Source organism: Actinoallomurus iriomotensis (assembly GCF_030269445.1).
In the GTDB taxonomy this organism is placed as follows: domain Bacteria; phylum Actinomycetota; class Actinomycetes; order Streptosporangiales; family Streptosporangiaceae; genus Actinoallomurus; species Actinoallomurus iriomotensis.
The window spans coordinates 101,791-127,237 of record NZ_BSTJ01000010.1 but is presented as its reverse complement, the minus strand read 5'-3'; the positions used below and the strand labels follow the sequence as shown (position 1 = coordinate 127,237).

Below are 25,447 nucleotides of genomic sequence, written 5' to 3'. Positions count from 1 at the left end.
GTGGTGGCGATCGGTCACCCGGGCTTCGCCGTGAGCGGCAGGTCGATCATCGGGAGCTCGGTGAGCCGGGCCCGCTCCTCCGCGACGATCTGGGCGCGCCGGTGGGCGCCGAGTTTCTCGTTCCCCACCTTGTCGTGCAGCTTGACGATCGCGTCCAGCAGCATCTCCGGCCGCGGTGGGCAGCCGGGCAGGTAGATGTCGACCGGGACGATGTGATCGACGCCCTGGACGACCGCGTAGTTGTTGAACATGCCGCCCGACGACGCGCACACGCCCATGGCGATCACCCACCGTGGCGCCGCCATCTGGTCGTAGAGCTGCCGCAGCACCGGGCCCATCTTCTGGCTGACGCGGCCCGCGACGACCATCAGGTCGGCCTGCCGGGGGCTGCCCGACGGGCGCTCCATGCCGAAGCGCGAGAAGTCGTGCCGAGGGTCGCCGACCGCCATGAGTTCCATTCCGCAGCACGCGAGGCCGAACGTCATCGGCCACATCGACGACTTGCGCGCGTGGCCGAGCACCTTCTCGACCGTGGTGAGGAGGAAGCCGCCAGGCAGGTTTTCTTCGAGTCCCATAACACTTCGAGGCTTCCCGGTGGACCTGCGGCGATCAATGCCGGGTTCCGCCACGATCGTTAAGCACGGCGACATAATGGCCGGGTGGAGATGCGGGAGATCGAGGCGTTCCTGGCGGTGGCCGACGAACTCCACTTCGGCCGCGCCGCCGAGCGCCTGCGCGTCAGCACTCCCCGGGTCAGCCAGGCGGTGCGCGCGCTCGAACGCAGGGTCGGCGCTCCGCTGTTCGAACGCACGAGCCGGCGCGTCCGGCTGACGCCGGTGGGCGAACGGCTGCTGGCCGAGCTCCGGCCGGCCTACGAGCGGATGGACCAGGCGCTGCGCCAGGTGCGGCGGTCCGTGAGCCGCGAGTTCCTCCGGGTCGGCTTCGCGACGAGCATCCCGGGCGCGGTCGCGCCACGGCTGATCGAGGCGTTCGAGGGGCTGCGCCCGCAGTGCGCCGTGGTCCGGTCCGCGCATCCCAACACCGATCCGCCTCGCTGGGGGAGGCACTGGCCGGTCGACGTCTTCGTCGGCTGGCTGTCCTCCGACCCCTCCCTCCGCGACGACCCGGAGTTCCGCGTCGGGCCGGCACTGCTGCGCGAGGAGCGCGCGGTGCTGGTCGCGGCGGGACACCCGCTGGCCCGCCGCGCCGTCGTCGACGCCGAGCAGCTGGCCGACCACGACATCCTCTATCCGAGCGACTTCCCGGCGCGGTTCGCCGACACGTGGATACCCTCGCGAACCCCGGGCGGACGCCCGCTTCGCCGGATGCCCGTGCACACCTCCGCGTCCATCGAGGAGGCGATCCTGCTGGTCGCCGAAGGGGAGCTCATCCACCTGACCGTGGCGTCGCTGCGTCCGGACGACCCCCACGTCGTCACCGTGCCCGTGTCGGGCCTGCCGCCCGTCGTCTGCGCGCCCGTATGGCTCACCGACACCGACCCGATCCGCGACTTCGCGAAAGCCGCCGCGCAGGCGTTCCCGGCGCCGGAGAGATGATTTTCGCCGCGCCATTCGACACACGCTGGTAAAGGTCGGTCAGACGGACGGACGGTACGCGAATTGGCCTATGCTTTACCTGGGAGCCTGCCCGAGCGACAGGAGGAAAACGGCTGTGAGCAAGGCGGATGGCGACGTGTCCGACGACACCATCGCCGACGAGCTCACGACCAGACCTTCGGCGGCGCTTCGCACGGACGTGGCCCACGGCGCGCGGATCTACGACTACATCCTCGGCGGCAAGGACAACTACGCCGCGGATCGAGCGGCGGGTGACGCCACCCTCAAGGTATGGCCGGCGCTGCGCGTTCATATGCACGCCAACCGTTCCTTCATGCATCGCGTGGTTCGCCATCTGACCGCGGAGAAAGGGATCCGTCAGTTTCTCGATATCGGCACCGGCATCCCCACCTCGCCCAACTTCCATGAGGTGGCTCAGGAGATCGCGCCCGAATGCCGGATCGTCTACGTCGACAACGATCCCGTCGTGCTCGTCCACGCCCGGGCGTTGATGAACGGCACCCGCGAGGGCAGGACCGCCTACATCCAGGCGGACATGCGCGAGCCGGAGAAGATCATCTCGGCGCCCGAGCTGCTCGAGACCCTCGACCTCAGCCGCCCCATCGGGCTGACGCTGATCGCCATGGTGCACTTCATCGAGGACGACGAAGAGGCCTACCGCGTGGTGCGGCAGATCATCGACATCCTGCCCTCGGGCAGCTACTTCGCGGCCGCGATCGCCACCGACGACTTCGACCCCGAGGTGCTGGGCAAGGTACGGGAGATCTACCACGCGCACGGCGAGACCCTTCGCTGGCGCACCCTGGCCCAGGCGGAGAAGTTCTTCGACGGGCTCGAACTCCAGGAGCCGGGCGTGGTGCAGATCCACAAGTGGCACCCCGACGCGACCGGCGCCCACATCGACGACACCGACATCGCCATGTACGGCGGGATCGCCCGCAAACCCTGAACCACCACTAGACGAGTGATTCCTGGTGATGCGTCACCGCCTGTGGGTCACGCATCGGAGGCAGGGAACCGGCACGGGTGATCGTCACGACCATGCCGACCACGGTCACCGCGTTCGCGCGTGCCCGGCTCGGCATCGGGATCCTCGGCGAAGGCCCCGAGATCCTCGAACTCCCGGGCCCGCTGTGGCGACGCGACGTGCGCATCGTGCGCGCGGCCGGGGCGGAGGGCCTGCCCGCGCAGGCGTTCACGCGCCTGCTGCGGAGTGAGGGTCCGGCCCTCACGAGCAGCCTGGCCGTCTGGTAGTCCGAGCACTATATTTCTACATACACGTAGATTTAAACTGAGTGAGTCCGCCTCCCCCGTCTTCGGACGAGCCGACGTCTCGGACGAACTGCATTCACCGGCGCGGGGGGCGGACCCTCAGCCCTCGACGGCCGGCCGGTCGATCCTCCTCGGCATGAGCAGCAGCGCCGCCACCCCGAGAACGGCCACGACGACGATCGCGACGAAGACGTGGTGCGTCGCGCCGTACAGGCCTTCGCGCACGAACGCCCTCACGTCGGGGGCGTCCGTACCGCCGTGCCCGGTGAGCGCGAGGCTCGACGCGTCGACGCTCCTGGGCAGCCGCCCGGCGAGCGCGGCCGGCGGGTGCGCGAAGTGGTCCGCGAGGGTGGCGTTGGCGATCGCGCCGAACACCGCCGCGCCGACGGCGCTGCCGAGCGAGCGGCTGAACATGTTGATCCCGGTCACGACGCCGCGGCGCTCCCAGCCGACGACCGACTGGGCGGCCACGAGGACCGGGCTGGCCATCAGGCCGAGCCCCGCGCCGACGAGGAAGCAGACCGCCCCGACCTCCCACACGTGCGAGCGGGTGCCGAGCAGGAGGCAGAGCGAGGTGCCCAGGACCAGGATCACGTTGCCCGTCAGCCCGGTGTCGCGGAAGCCGATGCGCAGGTAGACACGGCCGGAGAAGGTCGCCGTGAGCGGCCAGCCGACCGAGAGCGCGGCCAGCACGAACCCGGCCAGCAGCGCTCCGGTGCCGAGCACGGCCTGGGCGTACGTCGGCACGTACGAGCTGAGCCCGATCATGACGGCGCCGACCACGACCGCGGAGAGGTTACCGCCGGTGAGCACCCGGCGGCCGAAGACCCAGAGCGGCAGGATCGGCTCCGCCGCCCTGCGCTCGACCAGCACGAACGCCGCGAGCATGACCGCGCCGACGGCGAAGACCGCCAGGCTCGTCGTGGACGCCCAGCCCCACGAGACCCCGCCCTCGAGCAGCCCGAGGATCATCAGCGAGCAGCCGCCGGTCAGCAGCACCGCGCCCGCGTAGTCGATCGTGTGGGAGCGCCGCGTCACCTTCTCCTTGAACCGGCGGGCGAGCATCCAGGCGGCGACCGCGCCCAGCGGCAGGTTGACGAAGAAGATCCAGCGCCATGAGACGTACTGGGAGAAGACGCCGCCGAGGGTCGGGCCGATCACGGCGGCGATCCCCCAGACGCTCGCGAGGTACCCCTGGACCCGGGCCCGCTCCTCCACCGTGTACATGTCGCCCACCATCGTCATGCTCATCGGCTGGACGGCGCCCGCGCCGACGCCCTGCACGGCGCGGAAGGCGATCAGCGCCGGCATGTCCCAGGCGGCCCCGCACAGCACCGAGCCGAGCAGGAACACGGCGATGCCGAAGAACATCACCGGCCGGCGCCCGACGACGTCGGCGAACTTGCCGTACAGCGGCACGGTGACGGCCTGGGTCAGCAGGTAGATCGAGAACAGCCACGGGAACTGGGAGAAGCCGCCGAGGTCGCCGACCACGGACGGCACCGCCGTGGCGATGATCGTGCTGTCCAGCGCGACCAGCCCGGTGCTGAGCATGAGAGCGGCGAGCACGGGCCCGCGTTCCGACCGGAAGCCGACCCCCTTGACGGGTGCGGCCGAAGTCGTCGTCACGTGGGAGGGACCTTCCTGCGGAGGGGACTCGGGGGGCCGGTCCCGGCGCCCGAGAACGTGACCGGCCCCGGCACTGCTCAACTCATCGCCCACCCGAACCATTCCGTCATGGCGCGATCCGGCCCGCCGTGAGCGCATCGTCGTGCTCGCGTTCCCGCTCCCACATGTCCCGGTACGGGCCCGGGCGGGACAGCAGGCCGGCGTGCGTGCCCCGGTCGGCGACCCGGCCGCCGGACAGGACCAGGATCTCGTCGACCGCCGCCAGGCCGGCCAGGCGGTGGGTGACGAGCAGGGTCGTACGGCCCTCGGTGACCGCGAGCAGGTCGGCGGTGAGAGCGTCGGCGGTCGCGACGTCGAGGTGCTCGGCCGGCTCGTCCAGCAGCAGGATCGGGAAGTCGGCCAGCAGCGTACGGGCCAGGGCGACGCGCTGCCGCTGGCCGCCGGAGACGCGCGCGCCGTGCTCGCCGACGTACGTGTCCAGGCCCGCGGGCAGAGCGGACACCCAGTCCAGCAGCCGGGCGCGGCGCAGCGCGTCGCGTACCTCCTCCTCGGTGGCGTCCGGGCGGGCGAGCCGGACGTTCTCCCCGATCGTCGTGTCGAACAGGTGCGCGTCCTGGCCGCACACCCCGACGGCGCGCCGCACGTCGTCGCCGGCGATCTCACGCAGGTCGACGTCGTTCAGCGACACCTCGCCGCCGGCCGGGTCGAGCAGCCGCAGCAGCACCGCGGTCAGCGTCGTCTTGCCCGAGCCGCTCGGCCCGACCACCGCGCACCGTCGCCCCGGCGCGAGGTCGAGCGAGACGCCGTCGAGCGCGTACGGGCCGCCGGGCGTCCACCGGGCCCGCAGGTCCCGGACCCGCAGGGCGTACGGCGGCGCGGGCAGGGGCTCCGGCGACACCGGCTCCCGCACGGCGTCGGGGCGGTCGAGCACCGCGCGGACCCGATCCGCGGACCGGCGGACGCCGCCCAGGGTCCGGGCGGCGAGCGGCAGGCCCGCCACCACCTCGAACGCCGCCAGCGGCAGCAGCACGACGACCGCGAGCAGCACCCCGTCGAGCCGCCCGGACCGTACCGCGGGCACGCCGACGGCCAGCGCGCCCCAGACGGCCAGGCCGCCGGCCAGCGTCGCCAGCGCCGCGCCCGCGCCGGCGGAGGCGGAGGAGCGGGCCGCCGTACGGGTGTGGGCGCGGTCCAGCCGGGCCGCCTCGGCGAGCCGCTCGGGAGCCGCCCCGTACGCGATCAGCTCGGGGGCGCCGCGCAGCGTGTCGACGACGTGGGCGGTCAGCTCACCGCGCAGCTCGGCTCCCCGGCTCTCCGCTCGACGGGCGGCGACCGCGGACAGCCACGGGGCCAGCAGCCCGGCGACCAGGAGCGCCGCGAGCAGCACGGCACCGGCGGCGGGCAGCAGCGCCCAGGCGAGCCCGACCGAGGCGCCGCCGACGACCGCGGCGGCGGCGCCGGGCAGCAGGACCCGCAGGTACAGGTCCTGGACCGCGTCGACGTCGGCGACGAGCCGCCCGAGCAGGTCGCCGCCGCGCAGCGGACCGACGCGCTCCAGCCGCTCGTACACGCGTGCCCGCAGGTCGGCGAGCACGCGGAACGTGACGTCGTGGCCGGTCAGCCGCTCGGCGTAGCGGAACACGCCGCGTCCGATGCCGAACGCCCGCACCGCGACGATCGCGACCATGAGCGTGAGCACGGGCGGGTGCTGGGCCGCGCGTGAGATGAGCCAGGCCGAAGTGGCCATCAGCGCCACGCCGGAGCCCAGCGCGAGCACGCCGAAGAACAGGGCCAGGAGCAGCCGCGCCGGCCGGACCCCCGTCATGCCGCCACCCCCGCCGGCTCGATCCGTACGGTGCGGTCGGCCAGTGCCGCGAGCGCCGGGCGGTGGGCGACGAGGACGACCGTACGTCCGGCGGCGGCCCGCCGGATCGCCTCGGCCACCGCGGCCTCGCTCTCCGCGTCCAGGTTCGAGGTCGGCTCGTCCAGCAGCAGCAGCGGCGCGTCCCGCAGGAACGCGCGGGCCAGCGCGACGCGCTGCCGCTGACCGGCCGACAGCCCCGCGCCGCCGTCGCCGAGCCGGGTGGCGAATCCGTCCGGCAGCGCCTCGACGAACTCCAGCGCGTTCGCGTCGGACGCCGCGCGCCGCACCTCGTCATCCGTCGCGTCCGGGCGGCCCAGCCGGATGTTGTCGGCGACCGTCCCGGCGAACAGGTACGGCCGCTGCGGCACCCAGGCGATCCGCGCGCGCCAGGCGTCCGGGTCGAACGCCGCGAGGTCGGTCCAGTCGACGAGGACGCGGCCGGCGTCCGGGCGGACGAAGCCGAGGAGGACCGCGAGCAGCGTGGACTTGCCCGCGCCGCTGGGCCCGACGAGCGCGACCGTCTCGCCGGGATGGACGGTCAGCGAGAGGTCCGCGAGCGCGGGCGCGTCGCGGCCGTCGTAGCCGACCGTGACGCCGTCGAGCCGGATCGTCGCCCGGGTCAGGTCCGGGACGTCGGTCACGGTCCCGCCCGCGGGCGCCGGCGTCTCGACCACCTCGAAGATCCGCTCCGCGGCGGTGAGGCCCTCGACGCTCGCGTGGTACTGCGCGCCGACCTGCCGCAGCGGCAGGTACGCCTCCGGCGCCAGGATGAGCACGAGCAGCGCGGTCCGCAGGCCGATCTCCCCGTTCACCAGCCGCAGCCCGATCGAGACGGCGACCAGGGCGACCGAGAGGGTGGCGAGCAGTTCGAGGACCAGCGCCGACAGGAACGCCACCCGCAGCGTGGCCATGGTGGCCCGGCGGTACCGGTCGGTGACCTCGCGTACGGTCCGCGCCTGCGCCTTCGCCCGGCCGAACACCTTCAGCGTCGGCAGGCCGGACACGACGTCGAGGAAGTGGCCGGCGAGCATCGACAGCGTCCGCCACTGGCGGTCCATCTTCGCCCGGGTGGACAGCCCGACCAGGATCGCGAAGACCGGGATCAGCGGCAGCGTCAACACGATGATCAGCGCGGACACCCAGTCACCGGACAGGATTCGCACGCCGACCGCGAGCGGCACGATGACGGCGAGGACGAGCTGCGGCAGGTAGCGGGAGAAGTAGCCGTCCAGCGCGTCGACGCCCCGCGTCGCCACCGTGGCCAGCTCCCCTCCGCGCTCGCCGGAGAGCCAGGCCGGGCCGAGCCGTACGGCCTGGGCCAGCAGCCGCCCGCGCAGCTGCGACTTGACCGCCGCCGACGAACGGTGCGCGGCGACCTCCTGCAGCCACGCGACGAGCGCCCGGCCGGCCACGACGCCGAGCAGGAGCAGCAGCGGCGTGCGCAGCGCGGCGAGCGACGCGCCGCCGAGGAACGCCCGCGCGATCAGGTCGGCCAGCAGCGTGGCCTGCGCGATGACCAGCCCGGCCGTGGCGGCCCCGAGAGCCACGGACAGGGCCAGGTAGACCCGGGTGGTGCGGGCGTACCGCAGCAGCCGGGGGTCGAGCGGCTTCACCGGACCGGCCGCGGTGAGGCCTGCGGCTGCCGGGGTGTGGGCGGCACGCCGATCCGCCGGCGGAACACCCAGTAGGTCCAGCCCTGGTAGAGCAGCACCATCGGGGTGATCGCCAGGGCGACGATCGTCATGATCTTCAGCGTGTACGGCGAGGCGGCGGCGTTGGAGGTGGTGAGCCCGTTCGCCGCGGCGATCGTCGACGGCATGACGTACGGGAACAGCGCGAGGAAAATCGTCACGACGGCGAGCACGATGGCCGCGCCGGTGCCGGCGAAGGCCCAGCCCTCCCGGCCCCGCGCGTTCGCCAGCGCCGCGCCGGCCAGCGCGAGGGCCGCCGCCGCGACCGCTGGCCAGGTGACCGGCTTGCCGTACAGCAGCTGGGTGAGCAGCAGGTACGCCCCACCGGCCACGATCGCGGCGGCCACGGCCAGGCGCGCGACCCGGCCCGCCCGCCGCCGTACCTCGCCGGTCGTCTTGAGCGCCACGAAGACCGCGCCGTGCAGCACGAACAGCGTCAGCGTGGCGAGCCCGCCGAGCAGCGCGTACGGGTTGAGCAGGTCCACGACGGTTCCGGCGTACTCGTGGGCGGCGTTCAGCGGCACGCCGCGCACGAGGTTCGCGAACGCCACGCCCCACAGGAACGCCGGCACGAGGCTGCCCCAGAACAGCGCCCGGTCCCAGCGGCGGCGCCACGGCGCGTCGTCGCGCTTGCCGCGGTACTCCAGCGCGACGGCGCGCACGATCAGCGCGAGCAGGATCGCCAGCAGCGGCAGGTAGAAGCCGCTGAAGAGCGTGGCGTACCACTCCGGGAACGCGGCGAAGGTGGCCCCGCCGGCGACGATGAACCAGACCTCGTTGCCGTCCCAGACCGGGCCGATCGTGGTGAGGATCACGCGGCGTTCGGCCTCGTCCCGGCCGAGCACCGGCAGCAGGACGCCGACCCCGAAGTCGAAGCCCTCCAGGAAGAAGTAGCCGGTCCACAGGAAGGCGATGAGGATGAACCAGACGGTCGTGAGGGCCATGACGCGTCTCCCCCTCTCAGTAGGCGAACGTGAGCGACGGCTCGGCGCGGTCGTCCCCGCCGAGGGTTTCCTCCTCGGAGGGCGGACCGGCCTTGGCGTACCGGATCAGGAGCCGCGTCTCGATCACGAGGAGCACGCCGTACAGGGCGGTCAGGGACAGCAGCGAGACGAGCATGGAGGTGGCGCCGACGCCCGGCGAGACGCTCGCGGACGTCTTCAGCACCCCGTACACCGACCAGGGCTGGCGGCCCATCTCGGTGAAGATCCAGCCGGCCGAGTTGCCGATGAACGGCAGGGTGAGCGAGGCGACGCCGGCCCGCCAGACCCAGCGGTTCGCGGGGAGCCGCCCGCGCCGGGTCAGCCACAGGCCGAGCAGGGCGATGCCCGCGGTGAGGAACCCGATGCCGGCCATGAGCCGGAAGTTCCAGTACGCGAGCGGCACGATCGGCCGGTACTCGCCCGCGCCGTACTTGGCCTGCTCGGCGGCCTGCACGTCGTCGATGCCGAGCACCTTGCCGTCGAAGTGGCCGGTGGCCAGGAACGACAGCACGCCGGGCACCTTGACGCTGAAGATCTCGCGGCCTCCGTCGAGCGTGCCGACGGTGAAGATCGAGAAGGACGCGGGCCGTTCGGTGGTGTACAACGCCTCGGCGGCGGCCATCTTCATCGGCTGCTGCGCGGTCATCACCTTGCCCTGCTGGTCGCCGGTGACGGCGACGCCGAGCGAGGCGACGAACGTGACGACCAGTGCCATCCGCAGCGAGGGCCGGAAGACCTCGACGTGCCGGCGCCGGGCCAGGTGCCAGGCGCTGATCCCGACGACGAACAGACCGGCGGTGACGAAGGCGGCGGTGATCGTGTGCGGGAAGGCGACGAGCATGGTCGAGTTGGTCAGCACGGCCCAGAAGTCGGTGAGCCGGGCACGGCCGGTGGCGGTGTCGAGGTGGTAGCCGACCGGGTGCTGCATCCAGGAGTTGGCGGCGAGGATGAAGTACGCCGACAGCAGGGTCCCGACCGAGACGATCCAGATGCAGGCGAGGTGGATCCGCTTGGGCAGCCGGTCCCAGCCGAAGATCCACAGGCCGAGGAAGGTCGACTCGACGAAGAAGGCGAGCAGGCCCTCGATCGCGAGCGGCGCCCCGAAGATGTCACCGACGAACCGGGAGTAGGCGCTCCAGTTCATCCCGAACTGGAACTCCTGCACGATGCCGGTCACGATGCCCATCGCGAAGTTGATCAGGAAGAGCTTGCCCCAGAACTTGGTGGCACGCAGGTAGTGCCGCTTGCCGGTGCGCACCCACGCCGTCTGCAGCCCCGCGACGAGGGCGGAGAGCCCGATCGTCAGGGGGACGAAGAGAAAGTGGTAGACGGTGGTGATCCCGAACTGCCACCGGGCGATGTCGAGCGGATTCATTCCGCGGCCCCCATATAACTACTACGACGTGTAGTACTACCTCTCGTCGTAAATACTACCGGCCGTAGTACTACACGCCGTCGTAATCTAGGCCACACCCAGCCAGCGCGTCAGGGCGGTCTCGAGGCCGGCGGGGTCGCCGTCGGCCGACGCCCAGGCCACGAAGCCGTCGGGACGCACCAGCAGGCCGCTCACCCCGGCGCCGGCCGAGCTTCCCCGGACCAGCGTCAGCCGCCCGGCGTACGGCTCGGCCAGAGCCGCAAGCCGGTCGTCTCCGGCGAGATCGACGAGCAGGGTCCGGCCCTCATGGGCGTGGTCGGCGAGCCGGGTGCCGTCGTCGAACCGGAGGCCGGGCACGGCCGAGCCGACCAGCGGGTGGCCGTCCCCCAGGTCGTAGCGCTGCCACAGCCCGGAGATCCGCTTCACGTAGTAGGTCGCCCCGTCCCGGGTGCCGAGGAAGTCGGAGACCACACCCCTGAGCGCCCGGCTGTCGGCGTCGCCGCGCATCACGGCCACCTGCGCACGCGTCCATTCGAGCACCCAGGCGCCGATCGGATGCCGTTCGCCGGTGTAGGTGTCGAGCAGGCCCTCGGGCGCCCACCCGCGCACGGTGGCGGCGAGCTTCCAGCCCAGGTTGACGGCGTCGCCGAGCCCGAGGTTCAGGCCCTGGCCACTGAAGGGCGAGTGCACGTGGGCGGCGTCGCCGCACAGGAGCACGCGACCGCGCCGATAGGTCGTCGCCTGCCGCGCGTTGTCCGTGTAGCGCCCGGCGCTGCCGATGACCTCGGTGACGCGGACGTCGACGCCGCTGACGCGCCGCAGGCTGGCCTCGATCTCGGCCGCGGTGACCGGCGCCTCCCGGTCCGCCGGGGGGCCGTCGAACTCGACGGTGCGCACCCGGCCCGGCATCGGCCCGTGGACGTAGACGCCGGCAGGGGTGTACTGCCAGCCCCGCCCCAGGCGCTCCGCCCCCTCCACGGTGACCACCGCGTGGCGGCCCGTGATCCGCGGGTCGGTGCCGGGGAACTCGAAGCCCGCCAGGCGCCGGACCAGACTGCGGCCGCCGTCACAACCGACGAGCCACCCCACGCGCACGTCGCCCCGGCCGTCCAGGTGAACGGTGACGCCGGTCTCGTCCGCGTCGAACCCGCGCACCTCGACCCCGCGCCGGACCTCGACGCCGAGCTCGGCCGCGCGCCGGCCGAGGATCCGTTCCACCTCGACCTGCGGGACCTGGAGGTACCAACCGGACCGTCCCCGGCCACGCAGCTCGGGATCCTCCTCGTCGACGGGGCCCGCCGGCACCTGGATCCCGCCGAAGTGCCCGACGGAAGGCCGCCCCGGGCCGGCGGCCCTGGACCTGTCGGGGAGCAGCGCCTCCACCGCGGGGAGCAGCGCCTCCACCGCGGGGAGCAGGCCGCGCCGCTCGAAGGCCTCCGCGGAGGCGGTGTTGATCGCTCCCGCCTTGACGGCGGTGTCGGGCTCCTCCCGCCGTTCGGCGACGAGCACCCGGACCCCCGCCAGCCCCAGTTCGGTGGCGAGCATCAGGCCGACCGGCCCGGCGCCCGCCACGAGCACGTCGTAGTCCGTACGGCCGGTGTCCGCGGCGGGCGCGGTCTTCGTGGACATCTGGTCTTCTTCCGCAGAGGGCAGGGTCACGAACGGCATTCTATGCTTCAAGAACACTGATCGTGTCAACCAGAACGCTGCTCGCCTGTGGCTAGACTGTGCCGCATGGCATCACCCGCTGAGCGACGGCGCGCGGCGCGGCACCAGCAGCCCCTGGCCGACGACACCACCGCGACCCGTCGCGGGCCGTCGGCGGGGCGCAAGAAGCCGATCACCGTGGAGGCCATCGTCGAGACCGCACTCGGCATCGTCGAGCGCGAGGGATACGACGCCCTGACGATGCGACGAGTGGCCACCGCGCTCGAAACGGGCCCCGCGTCGCTCTACGCCCACGTCGTCAACAAGGAGGACCTGGACGACCTCCTCATCGGACGGCTCTGCGCCGAGATCGAGCTCCCCGAACCGGACCCGCGCACCTGGCGCGCGCAGATCATCGACGTCTGCGCCCAGCTCCGTGACCAGTACCTGCGCTACCCCGGCGTCTCCCTGGCGGCGCTCGCCGTGGCCCCCACGAACCTGGAGACCCTGCGCGTGAGCGAGGGCATGCTCGGCATCGTGCTGGCGGGCGGCGTCGACCCGCGGACGGCCGCCTGGGCGATCGACGCGCTGACCCTCTACGTCAACGCCTTCTGCCTCGAGACCTCTCTGATGGACCGGCATGTCGACCAGGAGGGGTGGGCCGTCGGCCGGGACGAACTCTTGCGCCGGTTCGCCGCGCTGCCCGGCGCCTTCCCCCACACGAAGCGGTACGCGGCCGAGCTCACGTCCGGCACCCCCCTGGACCGGTTCGAGTTCACCCTCAACCTGATCGTCGGCGGCCTCGGCGCCCGCGACTAGTGCCTCACGGTCGCGCGGGGATCACCGGAGCTCGATCATTCCCCGCGGCCCAGGCGGTACGCGGGGAGGATCTGCGCCGCGTCCCGCCGCAGGTCGTCCTCGTCCTTTGCGGGACCTCCGGCGCTTTCCCAGATCATCCTCATCGCGTGGTCCAGCCAGTCGGCGTCCAGGCGTAGCCAGTGCTCGGCCAGGTGCCTCAGGACGAGCCGGCGGAAACGGCGGCGGGTATGGCGGTCGGCCGGCGCGAACCCGAAGAGCGCGATCTGCAGGCACGCCTCGAAGGCCTCGGTGAGCTCTTCGGGCCCTTCGTCGCGTCCGAGTTCCAGCCACAGACGGATCAACGCGTGCGCCGCCGACAGCGGGGGCCTTTCGCCGTGCACGTGAAATGTCGCAACGGCGCTGCCCAGCTCCCCGGCCAGCGGTTCGAGGGCGTGGACGAGGACGTCGTCGCCGTCATCGCACAGGACCCGCGCCTGCCGGCGGAGGAGGCCGGCGTCCGTCCGGATCCAGGCCAGCCACCTCAATCCGCGGGTTCGGTTGGGGTGTCCCGGGGCGATGTCGTAGGTCCAGAACGGATCGGTGGGCGAGAGTTCGCCGTCGGAACGCCCTCTTATCCGCAGTTGCCGCCGATCGCCCTCCCACACGCGGTCGAGGTCGAGGAACTCGACGAAGGCGAGCCAGCCTTCCGGGGGAAGCTGGGAACGCCAGAGAAGGGCGATCCTGCGCCATTCCGCGACCGGATCACTCGCGTTGGGGAACAGCTCGTCACCGGTGAGCTCGCCGCCGGTGAGCAGCAGGAGGAGCACCAAGTTGGCCGAATAGACCGCGGGCCCGCGCGGCACCGTGACCGGCTGGGGGGCGTAGTCGGCGTGGCGGGTGTCCCGTCTCGGGACCAGGGCGTCGTGAAAGAGCTCGAGGAACAGATCCCGGAACAGGACGCGCTGCTCCTCGGTAATGTCCTGGAGCCGTTCCTCCACGAAGCCCACGGTCGTGTTACGCATCGTGAGGGGCATGAACGACAGGACGGCGTGCAGGTACGCTTCGTCGATCGGCACGTGCCGGCCACGCTCCCTCGTCCGGCTCATCAGTTCGGCCAGCTCGGCGATCTCGTTGACGACGCACCGGGCGACGAGGAACTCGCCGAAGGTGGCGTGGAGGAACTCATACGTCGAGAGGCGCCGGTCGTCGCGCGTGGCCTGCGCCTCGTGGACGAAGAAGAACCGGCCGAGAACGATCTGGGCGGCGGTCAGCCGGGAGCGGAGGCCCGCCGGTGCCATCGGCTGGTCGACGTCGGCGGCGAGCGCCGCGAGGTCGGCGTCGAGTTCGACCTCGGTAATCCACTGCCGGCCCCGGTTGAACATCGCGAACGCCACCAGCGACAGGTGCGTCAGCTCGCGCTCGACCGCTCGCTGGAAGTCCGGCCGCGCGAGTGCGGCTCCGGCCTTGCGGACCTCCCGCTCCGCGAAGTCGTGCAGGAGCCGCTCGTAGAGCTCGCCCTGACCGAGGGAGGCGTCGCTGCCGCGCAGCCGGTTCCGGCCGGCGTCGTAGAGGGCGAGCATCAGGAGGAGGAGCGGCTGGCGCGCGAGTTCGCCCTGGGCCAGCACCGCCTCGGAGGTCAGGGGCCGCCAGCCGGCGTTGGTCTCGTTGGTCTCGTTCCACACGCGAAGCCATGCGCCGACCTGCCGTTCGCGGAACGGCTCCAGGCGCACCGCCACCATCCCCGCGACCGGACGGGCCCGGTCGGCGACGGCCGTCCGGCTCGTCACCCACACCGCCACCGGACGCCCCTGATCGGCCTCACGACTCTGGAATTCGGCGACCTTCTGCAGATAGTCGGTCTGGCTGACCCCGGTCGCCTGCAACAGCTCGTCGAACCCGTCCAGTAAGACCACCGGGAGCGCGTCGCCCCTGCTGCGCGCGAGCTCGGGCCAGGACAGGGTCTCTCCGGTGGCGGTTCGCACGGCATGCTCGATCTGCGCCTGCAGATCCGCGTCGGCGGGCACCTCGCGAAGTTCGACGCGTACGGTCAGGAACTCGCTCGGCGGCAGCCTCGCCGCCAGGATCCGGGTGAGCACCGACTTTCCCGACCCGGGCTGGCCGAGGACCATCAGGGGAGCGCGGGTCGCCTCCGGGACGGTGAGACGGCCGAGCAGGAAGGCCTCCAGGTCCTCCCGTACGGGCTGCTCCTCCCACCAGGACTCCTCCCCCACGCCCTCGGGCCGGTCGACCACGGCGGTGCGGTAATCGGGGTTCACGTAGGCCATGCCGAGTGACGGCAGGCGGACCCCCGGGAACGCGTCGTTGGAGGTCAGGATCGGCCGGTCCAGCGCCGCGCGGTAGGCGCGGGAGAGACTCAGCCGCCGCTCGTCCGGAAGCCGGCCCGTCGCGATGCCGGCGAGGGTCCGTTCCAGTCCCGCGAGGGCGCCGCCCAGCTCCCGGAGCCGCTCCCGCGTGGCCTGATGGTCCACCGCGTTCGCCCAGAAGGCGACCTCGGGGAACTCCACCGCGAGCCGGCGGAACAGCTCCTCGTAGCGCACCACGGCCCGGCCCGGCGTCTCGGTGATGAGCGTCCCGGTCAGCCGGTCCCGCTGCGTCTCGTCGAGCCGGTCCCAGGCGGCGAGCCCGGAGAGGAAGCGCACCACCTCCTTCGAGAGCCCCCCGTAGAAACCGCCGAGGGTGTCGAGCGTCACCTCGTACGGCCACTGCGGCGCGGGCATCGGGACCTCCGCCTTGAGCAGGCCGGTGGCCAGGTCGGCCGGCCGGTTCGTCCCCGGCGGGCCGCCTCCCGCGAGCGCCACCTGCTCCGACGGCTCGATCCGCTCGACGTCGAAGGGCAGATCCAGGCCGGCGAGCGCCTCGAAGTAGGCCGTGAGGACGATGACGGCGTGGGCCGCCGCCAGCCGCTCACTGCGCTGGAAGCGGTCCAGCCCCCGGATCCGGTCGCCCAGCTCGGTGACCAGAGCGCCGCTGAGCCGGGCCAGCTCCCCGCGGGCGTCGAAGAGGCTGAGGACGAACGCGCCGCCCGTCGCCGAGGCGGCCAGCAGCAGCCCGCCGCTGAGCCGGTCCAGAGCCTTGGCGGTGCCGCTCTGCCCGCCCAGCAGGCGAACCGCGTCCCGATAACTCAGCCCCATCGTCCACCTCGCCCCGGAACGGTGCCAGCGGCCGGACGACCTGAGCGGCCACCGCGGCTCGCCCCACCCAAGCACGGCCCCCGACCGCGGGCCACCCCGATGCGGACGTTCCGCTCGAACGCGGTGGCCGTTCGTGGTCAGGGTCGTCGCTGGCGCGGGACGATCGGCGGTTCTCGCCGCTCGTCGTCGGCGGGTGGGCGGGCGCCCGGCGGCAGGGTCTTCACGCGCAGGCTGGAGCAGGACGGGCACGACGGGTCGATCCACGGCGGCATGCTCGCCGTCCCCTTGTAGCGCCAGGTGACCACCTGGCCGCCGCGGCCGTCGTCGCAGTGCCACGCCTCGTACACGCCCTCCCAGGCGTGCTGGCACGTCAGGCAGTTGAAGGGCCAGGTCTGAAGGATGATGTGCGGTTCTCTCATGACTCGCTGCGCTCCTGGAAATCCGGCAGGACGTGCTGGCAGATCACCGTGGGCGCGGACCCCGGACGGGCGCGCGAGGATGAGCGGTCGCGGCGGCTCGGAGCGGCCGGGACCACGTCGCGGCGTGTGTCAGGGGTGCGCCGGCGCCGTCACGTACGCGAGGAGCACAGATCGATCAGCAGGCCCGCACCCGCGTGTGCCGCGGGCGGACGCGACCAGCGGCCGCCGGAGCGGACGCCCGCCGGCCGGGCGGCCGCGCCGGCGTCCGGCGTGGCCGGCAGGAGCCACGGCACCGCCGCGGCATGCCACGGCCCGAGCGCGCGCTGCTGCGCCGAGCCGCGGTGGTCGATGACGCCGCACGGCGGGTGGTGGTGCGGGTGGGGCGCCGGCGCGCACGGGCGGCCGGCGTCGGCGACGCTGTCGGTGTCCGGCGTCTCGCCGCGGCTCGGCTCGGCGGGCGGCGGCGTGCCGGAGGCCGATGAGACGCACGCTCGCGTCGTGGCGCTCAGCACACCGGCGTGGACGTTCGGCGGGCACAGACTCGAATGGATCACGACGCCCGCGAACACGAACAGCCACAGCACCCAGCGGTGTCCGTGGGCGGCGTTCGTACGCGGGTCCGTAATCATCAGGCGGCATACTACTCTCGGTAATCATCGGCTACGAAGAGTGGAAATCGCCTGGCACACCGGCCATTCACCCGGCCGCGAAGACGAGAGATCGCCATGGTTTCCGCCGGCCACCCGCCTCTCGGCCGTCGCCGATCACGACCTCGGGTCGTCGAAACGCCGCAGCGTACGGCGATGCCACATGATCAAGACGCCCGGATACCGACCAGAACGCGCCACTTCGGGCCGTTGATCATGCGACACCGGCCTGCCTCGCACAACAGATTTCGTTGACTGTCAGTAATCGACATGTGACAGTGAGCAACGCGCCATTCGTCGGCGAATCCAGGACGACAGGCGCGGTGGTGCCGCCGCGGTAAGGAGAAGACATGCTGGTTCGCAGGCCCTCATCCGGCTCCTCCCCATTCCTACCCGCGGTGATGGCGATGACCGGGCTCGCGTTGTCCGCCGCCGCGCTCACCCCGGACTCCGCCGGCGCCGTCTCCCGCCCACGAGCAGGCCGCGCGCATGCGGCCCGAACGGCGGGGACCACCGCCTGCGGCGGCTCGCAGACCGTCGCCTACTCCCCCGGCCTGACGACGCGGCCGCAGGAGATCACCATCCACGGCACGTCCACGCTCATCCGGTGCGTCTCCAGCGCGGACCCGGCCATCACCGCCGCCCGGTCGACCTTCCACGCCACCGGCCGGCTGTCCTGCGTCTCCGGCCGGTACTCCGGCACCCGGAAGGTCACCTGGAACAACGGCCGGACCAGCACGATGTCCTTCACCGCGGTGGTCTCGGTCAACGCCGGCCAGAGCGTGGTCGCGATCAAGGGCACGGTCACCGACGGGGAGTTCGACGGGCAGAAGTGGAGCGCGGCCTACACGATGTCCACCGCCCGGCCCCAGTCCTGCGCCACCAGAGAGGGCCTGCCCACGGTCGCGGGCCGGCTGCTGCTGACCGTCGGCTCGGCCGTCCCGGGCGCCGCGGCCCCGGACCTGTCCCGCCCGACCCGCCACTGACCCACCGCCGGACATGTGCCGTACCACATTGGTCGGCTCCGAGTCATGGAGGCCTCCCATGTGGAGCGACCGGGGCCGGCGGTCTAGGTTCGCTGGCATGAGTGGTGAGACGGCGAAGCACCGGGAGCTGACCGGCAGGACCGCGGTCGTGACCGGCGGGGCCAGTGGCATCGGGCGGGCCTGTGCGCGGAGGCTCGCCGAGGCGGGCGCGCATGTGATCGTGGTGGACGTCAGCGCCGACGGGGCCAAGGAGGCCGCGAGCGAGGCCGGCGGGGAGTTCCGGGTGGCCGACCTGTCCGAACCGGACGTCGTGGACACCCTGGATCTGGCCGCCGACATCCTCGTCAACAATGCCGGCCTGCAGCATGTGGCGCCGGTGCACGAGTTCCCGCCGGAGGAGTTCGCGCGGATCCAGCGGCTCATGGTGGAGACGCCCTTCCGCCTGGCGCGCCGGCTCCTTCCCGGCATGTACGCCCAGGGCTGGGGGCGCATCGTCAACGTCTCCTCGGTGCACGGGCTCGTCGCCTCGCCGTACAAGGTCGCCTACGTCACGGCCAAGCACGCCATCGAGGGCATGTCCAAGGTGATCGCGCTCGAGGGCGCCGAGCACGGCGTGACCTCCAACTGCGTCAACCCCTCCTACGTCCGTACGCCGCTGGTGGAGAAGCAGATCGCCGCGCAGGCCCGGGCGCACGGCCTCAGCGAGACGGAGGTCGTCGAGCAGGTCATGCTGGAGCCGGCCGCGATCAAGCGGCTGCTCGAACCCGCCGAGGTCGCCGACGTGGTGGCCTACCTGTGCTCCGAACAGGCGGCGTTCATCACCGGCTCCTCGATGCCGATCGACGGAGGCTGGACCGCGCACTGACCCGCGAGAACACCCCCCGTGAACACCCGGATCTTCTTCGAACTGCTCGCCCGTGAGGCGCCGGCGGTCGACTTCGAGACGCCGATCGCCGAGGCGAGGGCCGCCGGCGCCTCCCCCGCCGACCTCGCCGAGCTGGAACAGGCCAAGACGGCCGCGTTGCGCGTACGCGCGCTGCTGGCCCGGCGGGCGCGGCGGGAGGTGGAGCTGTCCGCGCTGTTCGAGACCGCGAGCGACCTGGCCGGGCTGCGCGACCTCGACGCGGTGCTGAACGCCATCGTGCGCCGGGCGCGCCAGCTGCTGGGCGCCGACGTCGCGTACATGACGCTGAACGACCCGAGCCGCGGCGACACGTACATGCGCGTCACCGACGGCTCCATCTCGCGTGCCTTCCAGACGCTCCGGCTGCCGCTCGGCTCCGGGCTCGGCGGGCTGGTCGCGCAGACCGGCGCGCCGTACGCCAGCTCCGGCTACCTGAACGACGAACGGTTCCGGCACACCGGGTCGATCGACGGCGGGGTCACCGAGGAGGGGCTCGTCGGCATTCTCGGAGTGCCGATGCGGCTCGGCGAGCGGGTCATCGGCGTGCTGTTCGCCGCCGACCGGTCCGAACGCTCCTACGCCCAGGAGGAGGTGGCGCTGCTGTGCTCGCTGGCCGCCCACGCCGCGGTCGCGATCGACAACGCCCGCCTGCTCCAGGAGACCCGCGTCACGCTGGAGGAGCTGAGCGCGGCCAGCGAGGCCGCACGAGTGCGCGGCGACGCGGTCGAACGGGCCGCGCGGGCGCACGACCGCATGACCGACCTGGTCGTACGGGGCGGCGGCGTCGAGGACGTCGCGTCGGTGGTGACCGACATCCTCGGCGGCTCACTCGTCGTGCTGGACGCCGACGGCCGCCGCCTCGCCGAGGTCGGCCGGGTCGATCGGGTGGACGAGGATCTGATCACGCGAGCGCGCACGCTGGGTCGTACGGCGCGGCGGGGCGACCTGCGGGTCATCCCGATCGGCGCGGGCGCGGAGGTGCTCGGCACGCTGGCGCTGCACGCCGCCGGTGACATCGCCGACGCCGACGAGCGGATCCTGGAACGCGCCGCCCTGGTCATGGCGCTGCTGCTGCTGTTCCGCCGCAACATGACCGAGGTCGAGGGCCGGGTACGCGGCGAGCTGCTGGACGACCTGGTCGCCGGGCACGTCTCGGACCCGGACGCGCTCGACGCCCGCGCCCGCCGGCTGGGCGTCGACCTGGGCGCCGACCACGTCCTCGTCGTCGCCAGACACGGCGGCCGGCGCGAGCGGGCGGCGTTCTGGGCGTCGTCGTTCTCCGCGGCCGAACACGGCCTCAGCACCGCCTACTCCGGTGAGGTGGTGCTGCTGCTGCCCGGCCATCGTCCGGAGGAGGCCGCCGCCCGCGTCGCCAAGGAACTCGGGGCCGCGCTCGGCCTGCCCGCCACCGCCGGCGCGGCCGGCCCGGTCGACCTGCCCGGCGGCGCGGACGCGGCGCGCCGGGAGGCACGGCGCTGCGCCGACGCGCTGCTGGCCCTCGGCCGCGAGGGCGACGGCGCGAGCGCGGACGGCCTGGGCTTCGTCGGGCTGCTGATCGGCGAGGGCGGCGACACGGGCGCGTTCGTCGAGCGCACGCTCGGCCCGGTCATCGCCTACGACGAACGCCGGGGAACGGCGCTGACACTGACGATGGCGATCTACTTCGGCACCGGCGGCAGCCTCGCGCGCACCGCCGAGCGGCTCCACATCCACACCAACACCGTCACCCAGCGGCTGGAGCGGATCGGCCGGCTCATCGGCGCCGACTGGCAGCGGGCCGACCGGGCGCTGCAGATCCAGCTCGCGCTGCACCTGCACCGCCTGCGCGGCAGCCTCCCGCTCTGACCGGCCCCTCGCGTTCACGCTCTGACCGGCTCCCCGTTCTCCCTCTCGCCGACGGGTACGGTCGCCCCGTCCGCGGCGCGCTCGCGGCGGCCGGCCGTCAGCCAGGCGGCGGTGCCCCAGATGCCGCGCCGGAAGACCAGCACGGTGAGGGCGAACACGGTCCCCGTGACGATGCCGGTCTCCTCGAAGCCGGCCGTGGACAGGTAGTCGCCCAGCTCGACGATCAGGACCGCGCCGAGCACGCCGCCCCACAGTGTGCCGATGCCGCCGAGGACGACCATCATCACGACCTGGCCCGAGGTGGTCCAGTACACCTCCTCCAGCGAGACGAAGCCGTGCCCCATGGTGAACAGTCCCCCGGCCAGCCCGGACAGCCCGGCGGACAGCACGAACGCGAGCAGCTTGTACCGGTCGACCGGGTAGCCGAGCGCACGGGCGCGCGCCGGGTTGTCGCGCACCGCGACCAGCACCCGACCGAACGGCGAACGCACCACGCGCCAGGCGAACCACAGCCCGAGCACGGCGATCGGCAGGCCCGCGTAGTAGAAGAAGAACGGGTCGGACAGGTCGACGCCGAAGAAGTCGCGCGGGATGCCCTGCAGCCCGTTCTCCCCACCGGTCAGGCCGCGCCACTGGTTCGCGACGAAGTAGACCAGCTGCGCGAACGCCAGCGTCACCATGGCGAAGTAGATGCCGGTGCGCCGCACCGACAGCCAGCCGATCGGCACCGCCAGCACGGCCGCGGCCAGCGCTCCGCCGAGCACCGCGACCGGGAACGGCAGCCCGCTGTGCAGCGCGATCAGCCCGGTCAGGTACGCCGAGGAGCCCCAGAACGCCGCGTGCCCGAACGACAGCAGCCCGGTGAAGCCGAGCAGGAGGTCGACCGCCACCGCGAACAGGGCCCAGCAGACCATGTCCATCGCGACCGGCGGATAGATCAGCCACGGCAGGGCGAGCGCCACCAGCAGGCCCGCGGCGAGCAGGACGGGCCGGGCGGCCAGTCTCCGGAGGATCACGCGACTCCCTCCTCGCGTCCGAACAGCCCCGCGGGCCGCCAGAGCAGGACGACGACCATGAGGATGAACACCAGCGTCTGCGACAGCGACGGCAGGTAGAAGTTCGTCACGGCGGTGAGCACGCCGACCGCGAAGCCGGACACCACCGAGCCGAAGATCGAGCCGAGCCCGCCGATCACGACCACCGCGAAGACCGCGATGATCAGGTCCGATCCCATGAGCGGGTTGACCGCGCGCATCGGCGCGGCCAGCACCCCGGCGAGCCCGGCCAGCGCGATCCCGGCGCCGAACACCGGGGTGACCCACCGCCCGACGTCGATGCCGAGCGCGCGGGTCAGCTCCGGCCGTTCGGTGGCGGCCCGGACGATCATCCCCGCCCGCGTACGGGACAGCGCGTACCAGACCACCAGGCAGGCGACGACCGCGACGCCGAGCACGAACACCCGGTACGACGGATAGGAGAACAGCCCGAGGTTCACCGAGCCGGACAGCGCGGACGGGCGCGGGTACGGCTGGGACTGCACGCCGTACTCCCGTTTGACCAGGTCCTGCAGCACGAGCGCGATGCCGAAGGTGAGCAGGAAGTTGTACAGCGGGTCGAGCGCCGCGAGCCGGCGGACCAGCAGCCGTTCGACGGCCACCCCGACGACGCCGAGCACGACCGGTACGACGGGCAGCGCGATCCAGAAGCTCACGCCCCAGTGGTCCAGCAGCACGTACGCGCCGAACGCGCCGAGCATGTAGAAGGCGCCGTGGGCGAAGTTGACCACGCCGAGCATGCCGAAGATGACCGCCAGGCCCAGGGCCAGCAGGGCGTAGAACGCCCCGCTGACGAGGCCGTCGAATGCCTGTTGCAGCATCAGAGCCCGCAGGCCGCGTCGGGCTGCTGGAACGCCTGGTCCGCGGGAATGGTCTTGAGGATCTTCTCGTAGTCCCAGGGCTCCTTGACCTCAGCGGACGGCTTCACCTGGGCGAGATAGGCGTCGTGCAGCAGGAGGTGGTCCTGCGCGCGGATCGTGCCGTTCTTGGCGAACACGTCGCCGAACTTGTAGCCCTCCAGCTGCTTGACCACGGCGTCGGACTTGTCGGTGCCGGCGCGCTGGACCGCCTCGAGGTACTGCAGGGCGGCGGAGTAGTTCGCCGCGTGCGCGAAGGTCGGACGCTTGCCGGTCTTGGCCAGGAACCGGTCCGCCCAGGCCCGGTTGTCCGGGCTCGCGTTCCAGTACCAGGCGTCGCTGAACTTCGTGCCCGCCAGGGCGTCCGGGCCGACCGAGTGGATGTCGGTGAGGAACATCAGCCCGACGGCCAGCCCGATGCCCTTCTTCCTCAGCCCGTACTCGTTGTACTGCTTGACGAGGTTGACCAGGTCACCGCCGGCCTGCATGGCGCCGAGCACCTGCGGCTTGGGGTTCAGCCCGGGCGCCTTGAGCAGGAACGTGGAGAAGTTGTCGCTGGGGAACGGTGTCGGGTCGTTCTTGACGATCGTGCCGCCGGCGCCCTTGATCGCGGCACTGAAGCTCTTGGTCATGTCCTGCCCGAACGCGTAGTCCGGGTAGATGATGTACCAGTTCTTCGCGCCGTCCTGGGTGATGGTGTCGCCGGTGCCGTGCGCCAGCATGTAGGTGTTGTAGCCGTAGTGGAACGTGTACTTGTTGCACTGCGCGCCCTCCAGCGCGGTGGTGCCCGCGCCGATGTCCATGAAGATCTTCTTCTTGGACTTGGCGACGCCCGCCACGGCGAGGGCGGCCGAGGAGGTCGGCACGTCGAGGATGATGTCGGCGCGCTGCCGGTCGTACAGCTCCTGGGCCTTGGAGCTCGCGACCTCCGGCTTGTTCTGGTGGTCGGCGGTGGTGACCTCGATCTTCTTGGCCACGGCCTTGCCGCCGTACTTGGCCTTGAAGTCGGCGATCGCCATCTTGACCGCCTCGACGCTGGCCTTGCCCGAAAGGTCGGCGTAGACGCCGGACTGGTCGTTGAGGACGGCGATCTCGATCTTGCCGTCGCTGATCTTCCCGCCGCCTCCGCCGGGACCGCCGTTGCATCCGGCGGTGACCAGGGCCACCCCGGCGGCCAGCGCGGCCGTACGACGATAAGTCCTCATCGCGTTCTCCTTCAGATTCCGAGGTAGCCGAGGAGCTCGTGCTCGCGCGCCTTGACCTCGGCGTTGTCCATCGATTCGGCGATCCGGCCCTCGGCGAGCAGGTAGTGCCGGTCGGCCACCGTGGCGGCGAAGTGCACGTTCTGCTCGATGAGCAGGACGGTGACGCCCTGGTCCTTGACGTCGCGCAGGATCCCGCCGATCTGCTGGACGATCAGCGGGGACAGGCCTTCGGTCGGCTCGTCGCACAGCAGCAGCCGCGCGCCCATCCTCAGCACCCGGGCGAGCGCGAGCATCTGCTGTTCGCCGCCGGAGAGCCTGGTGCCCGGCGAACGGCGCCGTTCGCGCAGCCGGGGGAAGGTGTCGTACACCTGGTCCAGCGACCACGGCTTCGGGCCGGCCACCGGCGGCAGCAGGAGGTTCTCCTCGACCGAGAGGTTCGCGTAGATCCCCCGGTCGTCCGGCACGTAGCCGAGCCCGCGCCGCGCCCGCCGGTGCGGCGCGAGGCGTGACACGTCGGCGCCGAGGAACTCCACCGTGCCCTCGGCCTGGGAGTGCAGACCCATGACGCAGCGCAGCAGGGTCGTCTTGCCGGCCCCGTTGCGGCCGACCAGGGTGACGATCTCGCCCTCGCCGACCTCCAGGGACACCTCGCGCAACGCCTGCGCCTCGCCGTACCAGGCGGACAGGCGGTCAATCCGTAGCATCGGCGTCTCCCAGGTAGGCGGCGACGACCCGGGGGTCGCGCCGGATCTCGGCGTACGGCCCCTCGGCGAGGACCCGGCCCGACTGCAGGACGGTGACCTTGTCGGCGAGCGAGGCGACGACGTTCATGTTGTGCTCGACCAGCACGACCGTCCGGCCGTCGCGTACGCGACCGATCAGTTCGACGGTGGCGTCGACGTCCTCGGCGCCCATGCCCGCGGTCGGCTCGTCCAGGAGCAGCACCTTCGGGTCCAGGGCGAGGGCCAGCGCCAGTTCGAGCGCCCGCTTGTGCCCGTACGAGAGCGCGCCCGCACGCGTGTCGGCCAGGTCGGCGAGGCGCACCTGCGCGAGCAGGTCCCGCGCGCGGTCGCCGAACCGGCCCAGCCGCTTGTCCGAACGCCAGAACCGCCAGCCGAGGCCGGTGCCGCCCTGCAACGCCAGCTCGACATGCTCCCGCGCGGTGAGCTGCGCGAACAGGCTCGTGATCTGAAAGGACCTGGCGACCCCGAGACGGGCGATCCGCTCGGGCGGCCGCCCGGACAGCTCGTGCTCGCCGAACGTCACGCGGCCCGCCGTCGGCCGCAGAAACCCGGTGAGGAGGTTGAACAGCGTCGTCTTGCCGGCGCCGTTCGGGCCCACGAGCGCGTGCACGCCGCCTTCGGGGACGTCGAGGTCCACGTCGTCGACGGCACGGAAGCCGCGAAACTCCTTGGCCAGGCCCCGGGCGCGCAGAACCGCTGCCATCCGCTCTCCTGCCGTTGTCGCGTCGATCACACCGTTCGTTGACCGGGAACCCTAGGACGCGGGTCAGCGACCGACCATGTGCCGCGAACACACAT

22 protein-coding genes are annotated in these 25,447 nt (G+C 72.3%); 7 read left to right on the top strand and 15 right to left on the bottom strand.

Annotated elements, in window-relative coordinates:
* Positions 1–14 precede the first annotated feature (14 nt).
* Positions 15–575 (bottom strand): NuoB/complex I 20 kDa subunit family protein, encoded by a 561-nt coding sequence (locus QSK37_RS35655; RefSeq protein ID WP_285629750.1) that lies wholly within the window; start codon positions 573–575, stop codon positions 15–17.
* 90 nt (positions 576–665) lie between these two features.
* Between QSK37_RS35655 and QSK37_RS35650 the strand changes: the two genes are divergently transcribed.
* From QSK37_RS35650 to QSK37_RS35640, 3 genes are all read left to right on the top strand, one after another.
* Positions 666–1,556, top strand: a complete 891-nt coding sequence (locus QSK37_RS35650; protein WP_285630266.1) for a LysR family transcriptional regulator — start codon at positions 666–668, stop codon at positions 1,554–1,556.
* A gap of 115 nt (positions 1,557–1,671) precedes the next feature.
* Complete coding sequence (locus QSK37_RS35645; protein ID WP_285629748.1) at positions 1,672–2,526, top strand: SAM-dependent methyltransferase; 855 nt, start codon at positions 1,672–1,674, stop codon at positions 2,524–2,526.
* A 92-nt stretch (positions 2,527–2,618) separates the two neighbouring features.
* A complete protein-coding gene (locus tag QSK37_RS35640) occupies positions 2,619–2,831 on the top strand; it encodes a hypothetical protein (protein ID WP_285629747.1) in 213 nt (70 codons plus the stop codon).
* Positions 2,832–2,948: 117 nt separating this feature from the next.
* Here the strand turns inward: QSK37_RS35640 and QSK37_RS35635 are convergent, their stop codons facing one another.
* From QSK37_RS35635 to QSK37_RS35610, 6 genes are all read right to left on the bottom strand, one after another.
* Positions 2,949–4,478, bottom strand: coding sequence for an MDR family MFS transporter (locus tag QSK37_RS35635; RefSeq protein WP_285629746.1), 1,530 nt, complete (start codon positions 4,476–4,478; stop codon positions 2,949–2,951).
* A 106-nt stretch (positions 4,479–4,584) separates the two neighbouring features.
* Positions 4,585–6,303 carry a thiol reductant ABC exporter subunit CydC gene (gene cydC, locus QSK37_RS35630; RefSeq protein ID WP_285629744.1) on the bottom strand — a complete coding sequence of 573 codons (1,719 nt, stop codon included), beginning with the start codon at positions 6,301–6,303 and terminating at the stop codon, positions 4,585–4,587.
* Positions 6,300–7,955, bottom strand: coding sequence for a thiol reductant ABC exporter subunit CydD (gene cydD / locus QSK37_RS35625; RefSeq protein WP_285629742.1), 1,656 nt, complete (start codon positions 7,953–7,955; stop codon positions 6,300–6,302). The genes cydC and cydD overlap by 4 nt, the downstream gene beginning before the upstream one ends.
* Complete coding sequence (gene cydB / locus QSK37_RS35620) at positions 7,952–8,977, bottom strand: cytochrome d ubiquinol oxidase subunit II (protein ID WP_285629740.1); 1,026 nt, start codon at positions 8,975–8,977, stop codon at positions 7,952–7,954. Before cydB ends, cydD begins: the two co-directional genes overlap by 4 nt.
* Positions 8,978–8,993: 16 nt before the next feature.
* Entirely contained in the window at positions 8,994–10,391 is a 1,398-nt protein-coding gene (locus QSK37_RS35615; RefSeq protein WP_285629737.1) for a cytochrome ubiquinol oxidase subunit I, read from the bottom strand.
* An 87-nt stretch (positions 10,392–10,478) separates the two neighbouring features.
* On the bottom strand, positions 10,479–12,050 hold the full coding sequence (locus QSK37_RS35610; RefSeq protein ID WP_285629735.1) for an FAD-dependent monooxygenase: 1,572 nt from the start codon (positions 12,048–12,050) through the stop codon (positions 10,479–10,481).
* Positions 12,051–12,125: 75 nt separating this feature from the next.
* Here QSK37_RS35610 and QSK37_RS35605 point away from each other — a divergent pair, with 75 nt between their 5' ends.
* Entirely contained in the window at positions 12,126–12,857 is a 732-nt protein-coding gene (locus QSK37_RS35605) for a TetR/AcrR family transcriptional regulator (RefSeq protein WP_285629733.1), read from the top strand.
* A gap of 35 nt (positions 12,858–12,892) precedes the next feature.
* Here QSK37_RS35605 and QSK37_RS35600 read toward each other — a convergent pair whose 3' ends face one another.
* The 3 genes from QSK37_RS35600 to QSK37_RS35590 form a co-directional block, all read right to left on the bottom strand.
* Positions 12,893–15,988, bottom strand: a complete 3,096-nt coding sequence (locus QSK37_RS35600) for an NACHT domain-containing protein (RefSeq protein WP_285629731.1) — start codon at positions 15,986–15,988, stop codon at positions 12,893–12,895.
* A gap of 137 nt (positions 15,989–16,125) precedes the next feature.
* On the bottom strand, positions 16,126–16,407 hold the full coding sequence (locus QSK37_RS35595) for a hypothetical protein (RefSeq protein ID WP_285584675.1): 282 nt from the start codon (positions 16,405–16,407) through the stop codon (positions 16,126–16,128).
* 149 nt (positions 16,408–16,556) lie between these two features.
* Complete coding sequence (locus tag QSK37_RS35590; RefSeq protein ID WP_285629729.1) at positions 16,557–17,036, bottom strand: hypothetical protein; 480 nt, start codon at positions 17,034–17,036, stop codon at positions 16,557–16,559.
* 368 nt (positions 17,037–17,404) lie between these two features.
* Between QSK37_RS35590 and QSK37_RS35585 the strand changes: the two genes are divergently transcribed.
* The 3 genes from QSK37_RS35585 to QSK37_RS35575 all read left to right on the top strand — a co-directional run bounded on the left by QSK37_RS35585 (position 17,405) and on the right by QSK37_RS35575 (position 20,789).
* Positions 17,405–18,040, top strand: coding sequence for a hypothetical protein (locus QSK37_RS35585; RefSeq protein WP_285629727.1), 636 nt, complete (start codon positions 17,405–17,407; stop codon positions 18,038–18,040).
* A 97-nt stretch (positions 18,041–18,137) separates the two neighbouring features.
* On the top strand, positions 18,138–18,905 hold the full coding sequence (locus tag QSK37_RS35580) for a 3-hydroxybutyrate dehydrogenase (protein ID WP_285629725.1): 768 nt from the start codon (positions 18,138–18,140) through the stop codon (positions 18,903–18,905).
* Between the two features lie 18 nt (positions 18,906–18,923).
* A complete protein-coding gene (locus tag QSK37_RS35575) occupies positions 18,924–20,789 on the top strand; it encodes a helix-turn-helix domain-containing protein (protein ID WP_285629723.1) in 1,866 nt (621 codons plus the stop codon).
* Positions 20,790–20,803: 14 nt separating this feature from the next.
* On the opposite strand, the gene QSK37_RS35570 is transcribed toward QSK37_RS35575, so the two are convergent.
* From QSK37_RS35570 to QSK37_RS35550, 5 genes are read right to left on the bottom strand one after another with little or no spacing between them, the layout of a single operon-like run.
* On the bottom strand, positions 20,804–21,805 hold the full coding sequence (locus QSK37_RS35570) for a branched-chain amino acid ABC transporter permease (RefSeq protein ID WP_285629721.1): 1,002 nt from the start codon (positions 21,803–21,805) through the stop codon (positions 20,804–20,806).
* Positions 21,802–22,665: a branched-chain amino acid ABC transporter permease gene (locus tag QSK37_RS35565; protein WP_285584683.1), complete on the bottom strand. Its 864-nt coding sequence runs from the start codon at positions 22,663–22,665 to the stop codon at positions 21,802–21,804. The genes QSK37_RS35570 and QSK37_RS35565 overlap by 4 nt, the downstream gene beginning before the upstream one ends.
* Complete coding sequence (locus QSK37_RS35560) at positions 22,665–23,906, bottom strand: ABC transporter substrate-binding protein (protein WP_285629720.1); 1,242 nt, start codon at positions 23,904–23,906, stop codon at positions 22,665–22,667. Before QSK37_RS35560 ends, QSK37_RS35565 begins: the two co-directional genes overlap by 1 nt.
* A gap of 11 nt (positions 23,907–23,917) precedes the next feature.
* A complete protein-coding gene (locus tag QSK37_RS35555; protein ID WP_285629718.1) occupies positions 23,918–24,610 on the bottom strand; it encodes an ABC transporter ATP-binding protein in 693 nt (230 codons plus the stop codon).
* Positions 24,597–25,352 carry an ABC transporter ATP-binding protein gene (locus QSK37_RS35550; RefSeq protein WP_285584690.1) on the bottom strand — a complete coding sequence of 252 codons (756 nt, stop codon included), beginning with the start codon at positions 25,350–25,352 and terminating at the stop codon, positions 24,597–24,599. Before QSK37_RS35550 ends, QSK37_RS35555 begins: the two co-directional genes overlap by 14 nt.
* Between the last annotated feature and the right edge of the window lie 95 nt (positions 25,353–25,447).